This window comes from Photobacterium lipolyticum (genome assembly GCF_003026475.1).
GTDB classification, from domain to species: domain Bacteria; phylum Pseudomonadota; class Gammaproteobacteria; order Enterobacterales; family Vibrionaceae; genus Photobacterium; species Photobacterium lipolyticum.
Map to the genome: position 1 here is coordinate 454562 of NZ_PYMC01000003.1, position 15229 is coordinate 469790.

A 15229-nucleotide genomic window follows, 5' to 3' on the forward strand; every position below is an offset into this window, starting at 1 on the left:
CTTTTATGAATCTATAAAATCTTAATCGCTTCGTTATAACAGAAAGTCATGCACAACCTCAAGTCACAGATAGAATCCTCTCCATTTTATCTATGGTTCATTGATTACGTTCAATGCCGATTCAGACGCCTGATATCATAGTCAATAGGCATATTTTTGTTACTTCAGTACAGGTTTACACCTATCTGCGTGAATGTCATCACAAATTTTCCACTTCAATATTTGCAATTGGCATATCAATGCCTACTCTTTTTGTAGACCAGTAGTTGTTTGACAGAAATGCAGCAATCTGAACACCGAAAGCTTCGTGTAACAATTCTTAATTTAAGAAAGTTGTCCTGAAGATGTTCAAGTTTCAATTGTCACTATAAGTTAAATTGTTATTGGCTATAACGTATTGATGTAGAGAATCCAGGAGACAACATGTCTAAAGCAACAGGTACCGTTAAGTGGTTTAATGAAGAAAAAGGTTTCGGTTTCATCACTCAGGATAACGGCGGTGCTGATGTATTCGTTCATTTTCGCGCTATCACTGGTGACGGCTTTAAAACACTGGCTGAAGGCGACAAAGTTACATATGAAACGGAGCAAGGTCCTAAAGGCTTACAAGCTGCTAATGTAGAAAAAATGTAGTCCTATGTTAGATTTGATAAAAAAGGGCTGTTCGGCCCTTTTTTTATCACCTGACCATAGTGACACAAGCCTTTATAATCAGGTCAACTTTTCGTTAAGCTCTTCTAATTCCTATCTTTTACTCAAGCTACTATGCTACTTTCATCACAATTCTTAATTCTGGTTATTTGATTTTAAGTCTAATGCCTTGCCCTCAAAATAGCCCTGTGGCTTAATAGTTTTGGCCTGTAATGCGGTCCTATTTATGCAGCAAATTGAAATTGAAAACGAAAACTTCGTTACACCACTTAATAATAAGTGTCGTTGTCCTGAAGCTTCATTCTTCTTTTGTCCATAAGTAATACATTATTTTGGCTTAAGTACGCGTAGTGCGTGATTTTAAATACAAATTTCAGGAGACATGTCATGTCTAAAACAACTGGTACTGTTAAGTGGTTTAACGACGAGAAAGGTTTTGGCTTCATCACTCAAGACAACGGCGGCGCTGACGTATTCGTTCACTTCCGTGCTATCGCTGGTGACGGCTTCAAATCTCTGGCTGAAGGCCAAAAAGTATCTTTCGACGTTGAACAAGGTCAGAAAGGTCCTCAAGCTGCAAACGTTGAGCGTATCTAATTCGCTTTAAGTTTGTAAGATTGACAAAGGGTATCTTAGGATACCCTTTTTTTGTTATTAATTTTCAATAGTTCCGCCCTTAATCAGGCGGATCATAGCTAGGTGGATATATACCCATTCGTTGATAAGCTAAGCACCTACCTGACATAATACTGATCTTCCAATCGGCTAACCCCTAGCCCATTCATTTTTTTCACCTGAATCTGCACCGGGATCCGCTCTTTCATTGCCTCAATGTGGCTGATCACACCAATCATTTTTCCTGAAGCATTCAAGCTATCAAGGGCATCAAGGGCGGTGTCTAAGGTTTCGCTGTCTAAGGTACCAAACCCTTCATCAAGAAACAGAGAGTCAATGCTGGTCTTGTGGCTGACCAAATCAGACAATGCCAACGCTAAGGCAAGACTGACCAGAAAGCTTTCACCACCAGAGAGCGTCTTGGTATCTCGCACGGTATCCCCCTGCCAGGTATCAAGTACCTGAAGCTCTAGCGCTTCGCTTTGTTTGCGTTGCAGTAAATAACGACCGTGTAAGCGATCAAGCTGTCGGTTTGCCAGATAAACCAAATGATCAAGCGTTAACCCTTGGGCAAAGCGACGGAACTTGTCACCCTTCTGCGATCCAATCAATGCATGCAAATACGCAATATCGTCGTATTTTTCTTGCCACTGTTCAATCTGTGCAAACAGCGACTTCTGGTTGCTGCGGCGCTGACTATCGTCATCAAGGCTACGTTTAATTTCACCCTGTCGGTGGGTGATCTCTCTCAGCGTCGCGCTAATGGTAGCTAGCTGTTCGGCCACTTGTTCTAATGGTGTTTGCGCCAATTGTTGCTGATCTGGTTTAGCATGCAGATCTGCGTAAGCTTCTTCTGCCTGCTCTTTCAGAACCTGAGTTCGCGCTAACTGATCGTGGATCTGTTGCTTTAAGCTAACCAGCCTTGCACGATCTTCTTCCGCTAACAAGGCTGCCTCAAAAGCCAGATGCGTCGCAAACGGGCTAGATACCAATCGTGTCTGCCACTTCTGCTGTTGAGTTTGTGCATCCTGAGCAAGATCGCGGTGATTTTGCTCAGCAGTACTGTATTGCCCCGTCAGATTTTGCAGTGCCTGATCCGCCAGCTGATGAGCGCTTTGTGCCTGCTGATGTTCACTGTCACTGCGTTGCGTCAGCTGCTGCGCATTATGACGCTCATCCGTTACCGATTTTTCTCCAAACAGTTCGAACCTGAGCTGCCGTTTTTCGTTCAGTTGTATCGTTACGCTCTGCTGCTGTGACGACAGGATTTGCAACTGCTTACCGATCTCTTGCTGTTTTTCAAGCAGGTTCGTCGTTTCAATCTCCAGAGCCTTCAATGCTTCTTGACATGACTGATGCTCTTTTTCTGCCTGTTGCCAGCTTGCTGCCGCTTGCTGTTTTTGGTCTAACCAGGTTTCAATCTGATCGGACTCTGGTAACGTGAGATCTAATTTAGCCAGCTGCGCTGTTAACTTATCATCAAGTAGTTGCCGTTCCTGACCAAGTTGTTCCAGTTCGGTGCTGACTTGCAAGATCTCCTTATCAAGGTTTTCACCCTGCTGGGTATTTAATTCAATGTGATGTTTTACCTCTTTTTCAGCCTGTTCTGCATTGACGACGGCTTGTTGAGCCGTCACTTTCTGCAGATTAAGCTGTTTCAACTGCTCAAGCTGTGCTGATAAGCTTTTCTGCTGTTGTTGAACGGTATTAAGGTAAGCCGATAGCAGTTCCTGTTCGGTGATTGCCAGTTCAATTTGCAATGAATCACTGAGCTGCTGCCACTTTAACTGCAGTTCGGTCTGTTCTGTCGTGAGCTGTTCAAGCCGCTTGGTCAATTCGCTTAACTCTACCAGCTCTTTATTCAACTGCTCTTTCAGCTTACTGGCACGTTGTTCGATCGTGTCTAACTCAGTTACAACCTGCTGGCGACGCTGCTCGGTCTCCGATACATTTAAGGCTTGATAACTTTCCACCAATGGGTGCTCTTTCGAACCACACAACGGGCAGGGGTCATTCGGTTGCAGCTTAGCGCGCTCTTCAGTTAAATCTGTAATGCGCTTTTCCTGTTCGATTAGCCTGTCGAGATCTTTTAGGTGCGTTCGCTTGTCTTTATACTGCCCTCGCAGGGTGTCAATCTGTTTATCCAACTGTTGGCTGGTCGCGGTTAATTCTGTCTGTCTTGCTAAGCGTTGTTCTTGTTCGCGATGACACTTTTGAGCCTGTTGTGCCAGCGCCTGCAATTCTAGCCGCAGCCCGTGTTGCTCTGCCAATAAGCGGTGTTCCTGTTCTATTTTACTTTCATCGCTGCCTTTTAAGGCTTGAGATACTGCTTGTTCGACAGAAATTAATTCAGCCTTACTCTGCTCAACCTGCAGAGTTTTACCGGCTAATGCTTGTTGGTACTGCTGCTGGGTTTCCGCCAGCTGCGTGATCTCTTTATCAATTCGGACACGGCGTTGCTCAAGATCGTTTTTACCTTTGGCCAACTGCCCCAGACGGGCAAACTGCGCTTGCCAGAGTGGTAGTTGTTCGGCTAAGGCCGCATCGTTGCTGTGTTGCGTCAGATACGACACCACTTCAGTTAGTTTCGTTTTATGTTGCTGTGTCTGAACTTCGCGCAGTTGTAACTGCTCAGCCACCTGCTTACTTTGTTCTTCCTGAGCCTGTTGCAGGGTCTGAAGCTTGGTTAGCTCATCAAAACTTTGTTTGCATTCAGCATCAAGCGGAACAATTTTCTCATTCAGCAAAATGTCCAGCTGTTGCTGGGCCTGCTTCGCTTGCGAGAACCGGTCACTGGCCCGTTTATACTGCTGTTTAGCCTGCTCAGCTTTCTCACCCGCTTGCTGTAATGCCAGTGTTAACCGTTCAAGTTCACCTTTGGCCCGGGCTGCTTTTTCCGTCGCCGCCTGATGCAAAGTAAATTGAGAGCGCATCTTTTCTGCCGGCTCACTTTGCGCTAAACGCTCTAAGCTTGCTTGTTCTTGCTGTTGCTGCAGCAGGGCCTGACTTAACTTGCTTTTAGCCTGTTCAACCGCATTTGTGGCAGCAATAACCTTTTCCCACCACTGTTGGTGGGCTTGTAACTGCCGCTGTGTTTTCTCTGCATCTTGTTCCTGACCCGACAACTGGATTTGTTGCTCTAACAGCGCTTCCAGCTGCTCTGCGGTCAACAGCTCGACCCCATCGGCTTTCGCTTTCAGCTGTGCCAGCTCGTTTTTGGTGGTAGTAAAATGCTCGTGAACCTTTTCTGAAATTAAGCCATACACTTCAGTACCGGTAAGCTCTTCCAGCAGCTCGGCACGCTCATTGGCATCCGCATTCAAAAACGCGGCAAACTGACCTTGGGAAAGCAGCATAGATTTGGTGAATCGCGCAAAATCCAACCCGCTGAATGATTCGATCAATTGGGCTTTTTTCTTCACTTGCGAAGCGAGAATCTTACCGTCATCGATTGTGGCCAGTTCTACTTTGGCTTCTTGTAAGTTGCCATCGATCTTATCGCGAGAGCGGCGCTGGCTCCAAAATGCCCGGTATCCCTTTCCTTTGACTTCAAATTCCACTTCAGCCAGGCAGTCAGCGGTACCACGTGTCATTAATTCATTCGTGACTTTGGAAATGTTATTTAGTCTTGGCGTACGGTGGTAGAGAGCAAGACAGATCGCATCTAAAATAGTGGTTTTACCGGCACCGGTGGGGCCGGTGATCGCAAACAATCCATTGTCAGAGAAAGGTGCCTGGGTAAAATCAATTTTCCATTCACCTTTCAGCGAGTTGATATTCTTAAAACGTAAACTCAGAATTTTCATGCTTTACCTTCTAGATCACTGGCGGGTTCAGTCACTTCTTCCACAATGTCACAAAAAGTCTGACGAATACGTGTAATACGCTGCTGATCTTGTTCAGTATCAAACTGCTCTTGAGCTAACCGTCGTTCAAATACATCCAGAGGAGTTAACTCGGCTAACATTTCTTTTTCCTCACGTTCAATCTGAGCTTGTCGATTGGTGCGTGAGCGGCGCAGCTGTAACACTTCCACATTCAACTCTGCTGTCATCGCCTGAATGCGTTGCTGCAGATCGTTCAGGTAATCCTGAGTCTCAACTTCAATGTAGAGCCAAATCGGCAACGCCCCATCGTAGCCCGCCAGTGTATTCAATTGCGTTTCAATACTATCCAGATCGCCTTTAATCACCTGCATAGGCTGAAACTGAGGGACTTCCAAAGCATCCAGCTTAGCCAGTTTCCCATCATTGAATTCAGCCACCAGCACCTGTTTCTGACTGCCCAATTCATCAAAGCTAAGCGGTATTGGCGAACCGCAGTAGCGAATATGATCTGATTTAGCAACAACTTGCGGGCGGTGAATATGACCTAACGCGATATAGTCGGCCGGTGGAAATGCACTGGCCGGAAAGGCTTCTAGTGTACCGATATAAATATCCCGTACCGAATCTGAGCTTTTCACCCCCATTGCCGTTAGATGGCCGGTGGCGATAATAGGCAGAGGCTGAGTAAACTCACTTCTTTTCTTAACAGCGCGTTGATAAAGCTCTTGATAATGCTCGCTGATGGCTTTTCCTAATGCTTGCTGTTTCTCGGCTCCGCTCTCTCCGGCCTGACTGATCATCACATCTCGCGGCCTGATAAAAGGAATGGCACACAGCACAGCCCCGGCTTCACCTTGCTGGTTATTAAGCACCACAATTTGCTCATCGAGATCGGGCTGAACTTTAGCGATAACCTGGGTGTTTAAATACGCCAGCAGCCCTTTGGATTCATCCAAGGTTGAAACCGAATCATGGTTTCCTCCTAACACAACTAACTGACAACCAAGCTTGTTTATTTCAACCACAAAGCGGTTATACAGCTCACGGGCATAACTGGGTGGCGCACCGGTATCAAACACATCACCGGCGATGATCACGGCATCGATCTGGTGTTGAACAATTTGTTCTAATAGCCATGTAATAAAGGCATGATGCTCAGCCGCCCGGCTTTTGGTAATAAAATGCTGGCCAAGGTGCCAATCAGAGGTGTGCAAAATTCGCATGATGTGTGCTCTAGGATCAAATATATTGCTTGCTGCAATTAGGTGGATTGTATCGCTCTTCGCAAGCTATAGCTGTGACATTGAATTTAACCAGTCGATGTTTAAAACCCGATCACAAGTTCAGATTTACAGCTGATGATGTTAATGCATGATAGTTTACACGTTTTTTCTGGTTTTCATGACGATAAATTAAGCGTTTGACCCCATCCAATGTGCTTTCAATGGGCAATCCCGGGTAAACTAGGCGCACCTCTCGTTGTGTGGATTTATACGCCAGTGCTGTTACCGATTGAGTCTGTCGATGACATTATGCTTTTTCACAATGATGATTTTGTCTTTACGGGTATTCCTGAATGGGAAGCCGATAACTTTAATGCTGAGTTTCCACGTAAACTCACGCTTGCCGAGCTGAACCTTACCGTGGAATATGATGTTTCACGAAAACGGGTTTATGTTGTTTACGCCAGCGGCAATCGTAAAAATGACCCGAAACGCTGGGAACTGCCACGCTGGTCTGGGTGGAAAATTCAATATAAAAAAGCCAGCCGAGTTATCGATGTCAAATAAGACGAAGTGCTCATTTAATCCTCATTAGAATAGCAACATTAAAATATACGGTTTTTGTTTACCTATTTAGCATATAGCCCCATAAATCAACCATAGACAGCGTAATCTTTTCAGCACTTAGATAGTGAAGGCTACTAAGATCTACATTAAATGTTGAAAACATGATCACTTTCTCGAAAATATTCGTTTTCCCCTTTGAATTAAGCGCTTTGACGGTCTAGGATTAGCGCCTCAAATGAAAGTATCGCTGTTATTTTCATTTTCTCTTCCAAGACGAAAAACAGAGTCTATTGCATGAACAACGATAAAAGACCTTTATATATTCCCTATGCAGGCCCCGCTCTGCTTGAAACACCTCTGCTAAACAAAGGTAGTGCATTCTCTGTTGAAGAACGTATGTTCTTTAACCTGGAAGGTCTTCTTCCTGAAGCGATTGAAACCATAGAAGAACAAACCGACCGTGCTTATCAGCAATACCAAAAATTTGATAATGATATCGATAAGCACATCTACCTTCGTAACATCCAAGATACCAATGAAACCCTGTTCTATCGCCTGGTAGAAAATCATATCACCGAAATGATGCCAATCATCTACACCCCTACTGTAGGTGCGGCCTGTGAAAACTTCTCGAATATTTATCGTCGTGGCCGAGGTTTGTTCATCTCGTATCCCTACCGTGATCGTATTGAAGACATGCTGAACAACGCGTCACGCCATAACGTCAAAGTTATTGTGGTGACAGACGGTGAACGTATTCTTGGTCTGGGAGACCAAGGAATTGGAGGCATGGGCATTCCAATTGGTAAGCTTTCTTTGTATACCGCTTGTGGTGGTATTAGCCCGGCTTACACGCTACCAGTGGTACTGGATGTAGGTACAAACAACCCTCAACGTCTGTCTGATCCTATGTACATGGGCTGGCGTCACCCTCGTATTACCGGCCAGGAATACGACAACTTTGTTGATGAATTCATTCAGGCCGTAAAACAGCGCTGGCCTGATGCATTGATCCAATTTGAAGATTTTGCTCAGAAAAATGCGATGCCTGTGCTTGAGCGATACAAAGACAAAGTGTGTTGCTTCAACGATGATATTCAGGGTACAGCCGCTGTGACCGTGGGTTCTTTACTTGCAGCCTGTAAAGCGGCAAGCAGCAAATTGTCTGAACAGCGCATCACTTTTCTCGGTGCTGGCTCTGCCGGTTGCGGTATTGCCGAAGCAATTATTGCGCAGATGGTATCAGAAGGTATTTCTGAACAACAGGCGCGTAGCCAGGTTTACATGGTTGACCGTTGGGGTCTGCTGATCGACGATATGCCGAATCTGATCAACTTCCAACAGCGACTGGTACAGAAACGCGATGCACTAACGGAGTGGGATACTCAAGATAACAACGTCTCACTGCTGGATGTAATGCGTAATGCTAAACCAACCGTTCTAATTGGTGTTTCTGGTGTTCCGGGCTTATTCAGTGAAGATATCATTCGTGAAATGCATAAACATTGTGAACGTCCAATCGTGTTCCCATTATCCAACCCAACCAGCCGCGTTGAAGCAATGCCTGCTGATATCATTCGCTGGACAGATGGTAATGCATTGGTTGCAACAGGTTCACCATTTGATCCTGTGCTCCACAATGGTAAGACATTCCCTATTGCTCAGTGCAATAATAGCTATATTTTCCCTGGTATTGGTTTGGGCGTACTTGCCGTTGGTGCTCGTCGCGTAACGGATGAAATGCTGATGGAAAGCAGTCGTGCTCTGGCTGAATGCTCACCATTAGCCATCAATGGCCATGGTGCTCTTCTTCCTCCACTGGAGGATATTCAGATAGTCTCTCGTAAAATCGCTTTTGCTGTTGCCAAGAAAGCGGTTGAACAGCGTAAAGCACCCAAAAACACTGATGAGCGAATCATAGAAAAGATCGATGAAAACTTCTGGCAGTCACACTACCGTCGTTACAAACGTACCTCGTTCTAATTCAGTTGCATAGTCAAAGCCCGCACTACCCTGCGGGCTTTTTATTAAGGAAAAGTTTAAATTAAACTTTTTTCCAAGGTCCCCACTGATCGCTTAGCTCTGGGTTGTCACCCTGTGTCCAAGACTTAGCTTCATAAGTCACACCATTAACGACAACCCGCTCCCCCTGGTTATAAACTGTGTTTGCCTTCCAGGCATTGGGGTCTGTCGGTTCAGTCGGTAAGTCAATTTTCTCGACTACACGCACTTCTGGCCAGTTGGCATGAGAGCGATAGAAGTTGGTTACACATTTCTCGTAGTCACCTGGAACGAGAGCTGAGTAAGCCGTTTGGAAACCAACCAGTTCACACTCAAACGACACGCCACCTGGGCGGTCAGCGTGATTTTTCCAGTTGCCATCCCAGTTGGTATATAGCACATCTGTTGCACCATTTAGGTTCAGGCTGCCATATGGCGTTTGCTGCCAGCAGGTGTTTTCCTCATCCAACTCTACAGGGATGTTGTAGTGAGCAGCTAAGCCTTCCCAGTAACGAATACGGTTAACAGGTTGACCCTTAGTTTTGTTTTGCTCACCGCACTCGATACCACCGTTGATCACGTTGATTGTGGTACCAAAACCGTAGCCGATACCTGCATCGATTTCACGCTGTGAAGGTGTCCACGTGCGGTCAATCACATGCAGCATCGCGGGCTTAGGCGCTTGCGGCGTAAGGAAAAACCAGATTGCAGAAGCTAGGTTCAGCCATGAATCAGCAACCAAGCCAGGGTTATTCAACAGTACAGAGGCATCGCCATCGTACATCACTTCTGAGAAAGCGCCGTAGTTGAAGTGATAAGACAATTGCTTGGCGCCACGGCCAAAGTAACCTTGTCCAGCAGCACATGGCCAGCGTTTATTCTGCCAATCATCTTGTCCACAACCTGTGGTGTAACCTTCCTGGCCTTCAGACCAGCCCATTTCACGCACATGTACTAGGGCTTGCTGCCATTCTTCAAGGCCAAGTGGGTTATCCCAAATGTTCTCTTTAGAAATGTGGCCGCCAGTCTCTTGTGAAAAGTGGGCAAATGCCGTAATGATCGATTTTTTACAGATTGCATCTGATTGACTTTTACGATCGTCGGTGTATTCACCACAGAATGCCGGAAACTTACCAATGGCGCGCAGGAAGCGAGTATATGTATACTCAGGCGCTTTTTCTTTTGCCATTTGGGTCAGGAAGTCCCATTGTTCTTGTGGGAAAACTTTTTCTACCCGTTTAACGTTTTCTGGGTTGCTAGCCGCTTTTGGCTCAATGGCGTCAACGATGATATTTGGACGCGTTTCGAGCGCTTTTGCCCAGACGGCATACATTGGGTTAGCCGTTTGCGCGTCTTCGGCAGCTTTAAGCTCAACACGCGAAACAATGTAACCAGTAGGATTTTGCGGATCGGGTTGTGGATTCATCGCAAAGCTGTTCGCTGCAAAACTGCAGCCGATTAACATCGACAAAAGACTTAGTTTGGACATATAAAAACTCCTTGTAGGTGTATAGATTATTGGTTGGTTCTATTTATTACTGCATATCTTCCAATAGCCTGTTAATGCTGCGCTCTGGAGGGTATATTTATCATAAAAGAGATAGCCCAAAGGTATTCGGCAAACTAAGGTATATGGCGTTTCCATTGCAGTTATCACGCTTTCTATTGGCGAGCAGAGTAATTACAAACCATTAATTTGTATGACTTTATTCACTAACTGGCGCTGTGGTGTCACTATAAGACGAGCGGTTGAGTTACCCAAGACTAGATTTGTACTGAACTCTCTACAGGGATTGTGACTTTTAGAATTTAATTGCCACTTCTATCAGTTACTGTGGCATTTGGTCGGCAAACTCTTTAACGTAATCATGATTTCAGATGGAAATTCTGATATCTGGTGTGGGGATTTGTTTTTATATATGCGATGCATTTCAAACTTGTTAAAACAGTTCACATTGGGTGCTTCATGGCTTTCTTTCTGTTTCGTGGAGAAATGAATAGAGTGATATCTTCTTTAACCAAGATTGATTTACGCCCCTAGACTGATCGACGACTTGCGTTCTGCTCCAATAGCGATAGTGTTGAAGTAGATTTTTCCCACAGCTAAAGGGGGGGGCCATGATGTAGCCAGTAATAGACGAATATTATATAATTCAAAATATTATCAATAACAGTATATTATCAATTGATTAAGGTAGAATTACCTTCTCGGTTATAGATTAGGATGATTATGAAACTGCTCTCTTCACTACGTATTTTTGCAGTTCTCTGTATCGTTTTATTGGCGATGACTTTAGTCATTGATCGGTGGGTTTCAGCTCAAACATCTGAACGTATATTTAGTGATATCTCTCAGATTCCAGCCCGCTCTATTGGGCTTGTATTAGGCACAAGCAAGTATATTGCTAAGACTCTGAACCCGTATTACACCTACCGTATGACTGCAGCTCTGGAGCTATATAAGCAAAACAAAATTAAAGTTTTTTTGCTTAGCGGTGACAATGCTCATCGTTCATATAACGAGCCTTGGACAATGAAAAGAGACCTGTTGAAAGCTGGCATTCCAGAGCAGGATATTGTGTTGGATTACGCAGGATTCAGGACTCTTGATTCAATAGTAAGAGCCAAAACCATTTTTGATGCAGACCACTTTTTGATCATTTCTCAGAAATTTCACTGTGAGCGGGCGTTATTCATTGCCCAAAGCAACGACATAGATGCTATTTGCCTGGCCGCCCCTGAACCTAAAGGTATTGCAGGGTTAAAAATACGCCTGCGAGAAGTACTGGCAAGAGTTAAAGCGGTCATTGACCTCTACATCTTAGATGTTAAGCCGCGTTTTCTTGGACCTAAAGAACCAATTGAAACATTACAGCTAGAACTTGAAGGACCTGAACCAATAAATTAACATTTACCCAACTATGCTAAAGGGCAATTATCCCGATGAATATCAAACCGCAGTTGAAAAAATAGCCAATAGATAATTATATTGGCTATTTGTACATTACAATTTAAAACAATATTCATAATTGGTATATCAATAATGAATAATCACTCATGCATTAGCACACTCTAATTTATCTTCTTTATCTGAAAATTCTTTTAGAAATTTTTCTCGCACTTCTTTGATATGTGCCTGTACGTCAGCGTGAACACGCTTACGCATTGGGGCATCCTTAGAACTCATAATAACCTAGCCTTAAATAATCCGTTAAATTTATGTTTTTTTATAATTCCTAACAACGACATAGTACAAAAAGTACTGAATGCATATCCATCAGTTTTATTATACAAACCAACTTATGTGATGCTAGTCACGCTCTGTGTATTGCTATTGCCGCCTTTATAATCAATGTTTTATTGGTGAAAATAAAAAGTTTGTTATTAAATAATGTTAATAGTCAGTATGAAACAATGAAGACAACCAATCTAATAATATCTTAAAGAATAAAAAGCCTGTCGGCATTGATAATGCCTTATGACATCCTATGTTGATAAAGCACCCAACGGGTAGGTTTCCACACATTACTGACTAACCATATCACAATTTTTACAACCAACACCCCTCAGGCGCAACAAAACAATATCATGGTATTAACATCCCATTTGTAGCGTGTAACATCCATGGCGACGATAACGTTGTGGTGCGTTTATACACAACATAAAACCATTGGAAGGAAAGTATATGACAGCCTTAACCCTGACACTGAAAAAGTGGCTACTTAATAGAAATAGCATGATATTCCTGGCTGATATTATATTGTTTGCCGTTCTGCTAAATACCCTGCCTTTTGATAAAAAGGTTGTCATCGGTCTGAGTATATTGGCCTTTGTTGCTGTCTTATGGCTGACTGAAGCGGTACACGTCAGTATCACTGCGATCATCGTTCCCTTACTCGCTGTCGGTTTTGGAATATTCCAAACCCCACAAGCACTTAGCAACTTTGCCAATCCCATTATCTTCCTGTTTTTAGGTGGCTTTGCTTTAGCTGCGGCACTACATAAACAGGATCTTGATAAGGCGATTGCTGACAAAGTACTGCTTATAGCCAAAGGAAAAATGTCGGTTGCCGTATTTATGCTTTTTGGTGTGACCGCAGGCCTTTCAATGTGGATCAGCAACACCGCAACCACTGCGATGATGTTGCCACTGGTGTTAGGTATTCTAAATAAAGTCAATGCCAAAAGTGAGCGTAGCACCTATGTGTTCGTGCTTTTAGGTATTGCTTATTGTGCAAGTATTGGTGGTATTGCAACCGTTGTTGGCAGCCCGCCAAATGCGATAGCAGCCGCGGAAGTTGGCTTAAGCTTTACGGAATGGATGGCATTTGGTGTTCCCGTTGCACTTATCCTGCTTCCTATTACCGTCGCGTTACTGTATGCCATTGTAAAACCAAATTTAAAGCATACATTCGAGCTTGATCATAAACCAGTCCAGTGGGATAACGGCAAGTTGATTACCCTGGCTATCTTTTCCTTAACTGTTTTCTTGTGGATTTTCAGCAAGCCTGTTAATGCATTTCTGGGTGGATTCAGTAAATTCGATACCTTAGTCGCCCTGCTTGCTGTTGTACTTCTAGGTGTTTCCCGTGTGGTCTCATGGAAAGATATTGAAAAATCGACTGACTGGGGTGTGTTGCTATTATTTGGTGGTGGTATCTGTTTGAGTAACATTCTTAAAGCAACAGGCACCAGTGTATTCCTGGCCCACAGCCTGAGCGGGTTTCTTGAACAAGCTGGTTTGTTTTTCACTATCTTAGTTGTTGCCGGTTTCGTGGTGTTCTTAACTGAGTTCGCAAGCAACACAGCGAGTGCAGCTCTGATAGCAATCGCCGCTTCTTGTGCATTCATGCTGCCTGTGGCAACGCCGCCTAACGCTATTGTCTTTAGTTCTGGTCACATTAAACAGAGCGAGATGTTGAAAGTCGGTATTTACCTCAACATTGCCTGCATTATTGCACTTACGCTGTTTGCTTGGATATTCTGGTGAGCACTTAAATAAATCTAATAATAATGTGCTACGTTTCCTGCTTCGGTGGCCATATCGGCCACCTTTTTATCTTACTTTCAATATTATTTATTACTACCTGTTACCTGAACATAATGAAGATAATGCCCACTCAAACAATTTCATCGGCAGGATAACGAACACCTATAATTTCACGGGCTCGGGTAATGATCGCACTGACAATTTGCGTTCGCGCCAAGCCGGGATGCATGGTTTGCTGCAGTTCAATTAATCGCGCAAACTCCTCTGCTTCATAGATCATGGTATTGTCATTCTGCCATTGTGACAACGTCACTGACGGTTCACCCATTCGATGCAGTTCAACCGATTCACAATCAGAAATACCTTGTACCAGCAATGTACCTTGCTCACCTTGCAGTTCACTCGGAACATACCCATTACTGACTTTCGAATGGGTAATAACGGCATCAAAATCATTGTAATGAAGTACTAAAGTGCCATGGGCATCAACACCTGAGTGAAGCATTACTCCCTGAGCGGTAAAGCTATTTGGCTCACCAAATAAGGCAATGGCCGCACTTAACGGGTAGATACCAATATCCATTAATGACCCGTTTGAAAATTCGGGATTAAACGTATTAGGATTTTCGCCATTAAGAAACCGGAGATAACGGGAAGAATATTGGCAGTATGTGAAATACACTTTCCTCAACTTACCCAGCTTAGGAAGTGCTTCTCGGATCACATTAAAATTCGGGGTATAGCTTGTTTTTAATGCTTCAAATAACACAACCCCTTTTTCTTGCGCCAATGAAATCAGGTTTTCAACTTCAAGGATATTTGAAGCTAACGGCTTTTCTCCGATAACATGCTTACCGTGCTCAATAAACAACTTAGCTTGCGAGGCATGAAGAGAGTTAGGGCTTGCGATGTATACTGCGTCAACAGTGTCACTGGCAGCCATCTCTTCCAGACTATCAAAGCTATTTTGTACATTGTGCTTGGCTGCAAACTCTTCTGCTCGATCTAACTGACGGGAAAACACTGCCGTTAGTTGCAGCTTTTGAGAGGCGTGAGCGCCTTCTATGAATTTGTCGGTAATCCAATTGGTACCAATTACACCAAAACGTATCATCATAATCCTTTGTTCTTTTACTCGATTTATCGCCATTATCCATTGAAAAAACACCCAATAATAGAGAATTAAATGCGTTGGAATATTGCGAGCCTGAACATTGCACTAAAGTCTGCATGGAGTAGTATAACCAAACCACCTCAAGATGCGGAGTTCAGCCGCTCGATTGGTGTACCATCTCAAATAACACACTAGTGCTCCTGACAGCCATATAAGTGATCACTGGTCCATGATTAATAGT

The 15229-nt window shown here is 44.0% G+C and carries 8 protein-coding genes and 2 pseudogenes; 6 read left to right on the plus strand and 4 right to left on the minus strand.

Going from position 1 to position 15229, the window contains the following annotated elements:
* Nucleotides 1–423: 423 nt before the first annotated feature.
* Nucleotides 424–633: a transcription antiterminator/RNA stability regulator CspE gene (gene cspE, locus C9I89_RS07300; protein ID WP_107282684.1), complete on the plus strand. Its 210-nt coding sequence runs from the start codon at nucleotides 424–426 to the stop codon at nucleotides 631–633.
* 405 nt (nucleotides 634–1038) lie between these two features.
* The gene (gene cspE / locus C9I89_RS07305) at nucleotides 1039–1248 is read left to right on the plus strand and encodes a transcription antiterminator/RNA stability regulator CspE (protein WP_107282685.1); all 210 of its coding nucleotides are present in this window, start codon (nucleotides 1039–1041) and stop codon (nucleotides 1246–1248) included.
* A gap of 137 nt (nucleotides 1249–1385) precedes the next feature.
* Here cspE (C9I89_RS07305) and C9I89_RS07310 read toward each other — a convergent pair whose 3' ends face one another.
* Both C9I89_RS07310 and sbcD read right to left on the minus strand, forming a co-directional pair.
* Nucleotides 1386–5072: an SbcC/MukB-like Walker B domain-containing protein gene (locus C9I89_RS07310; protein WP_107282686.1), complete on the minus strand. Its 3687-nt coding sequence runs from the start codon at nucleotides 5070–5072 to the stop codon at nucleotides 1386–1388.
* Entirely contained in the window at nucleotides 5069–6316 is a 1248-nt protein-coding gene (gene sbcD / locus C9I89_RS07315) for an exonuclease subunit SbcD (RefSeq protein ID WP_107282687.1), read from the minus strand. The genes C9I89_RS07310 and sbcD overlap by 4 nt, the downstream gene beginning before the upstream one ends.
* A 282-nt stretch (nucleotides 6317–6598) precedes the next feature.
* On the opposite strand from sbcD, the pseudogene C9I89_RS07320 reads away from it, so the two are divergent.
* Nucleotides 6599–6883: pseudogene (locus C9I89_RS07320) on the plus strand (ATP-dependent RNA helicase); the annotation flags it as partial.
* Nucleotides 6884–7177: 294 nt separating this feature from the next.
* Nucleotides 7178–8866 carry an NAD-dependent malic enzyme gene (locus tag C9I89_RS07325; RefSeq protein ID WP_107282689.1) on the plus strand — a complete coding sequence of 563 codons (1689 nt, stop codon included), beginning with the start codon at nucleotides 7178–7180 and terminating at the stop codon, nucleotides 8864–8866.
* 64 nt (nucleotides 8867–8930) lie between these two features.
* On the opposite strand, the pseudogene C9I89_RS07330 reads toward C9I89_RS07325, so the two are convergent.
* Nucleotides 8931–10373: pseudogene (locus C9I89_RS07330) on the minus strand (chitinase); the annotation flags it as partial.
* Between the two features lie 741 nt (nucleotides 10374–11114).
* On the opposite strand from C9I89_RS07330, the gene C9I89_RS07335 reads away from it, so the two are divergent.
* Together C9I89_RS07335 and C9I89_RS07340 are read left to right on the plus strand one after the other, a co-directional pair.
* The gene (locus tag C9I89_RS07335; protein WP_107282691.1) at nucleotides 11115–11792 is read left to right on the plus strand and encodes a SanA/YdcF family protein; all 678 of its coding nucleotides are present in this window, start codon (nucleotides 11115–11117) and stop codon (nucleotides 11790–11792) included.
* Between the two features lie 777 nt (nucleotides 11793–12569).
* The gene (locus C9I89_RS07340) at nucleotides 12570–13874 is read left to right on the plus strand and encodes an SLC13 family permease (RefSeq protein WP_107282692.1); all 1305 of its coding nucleotides are present in this window, start codon (nucleotides 12570–12572) and stop codon (nucleotides 13872–13874) included.
* Between the two features lie 130 nt (nucleotides 13875–14004).
* Here C9I89_RS07340 and C9I89_RS07345 read toward each other — a convergent pair whose 3' ends face one another.
* The gene (locus tag C9I89_RS07345) at nucleotides 14005–14988 is read right to left on the minus strand and encodes a Gfo/Idh/MocA family protein (RefSeq protein ID WP_107282693.1); all 984 of its coding nucleotides are present in this window, start codon (nucleotides 14986–14988) and stop codon (nucleotides 14005–14007) included.
* Nucleotides 14989–15229: the final 241 nt, after the last annotated feature.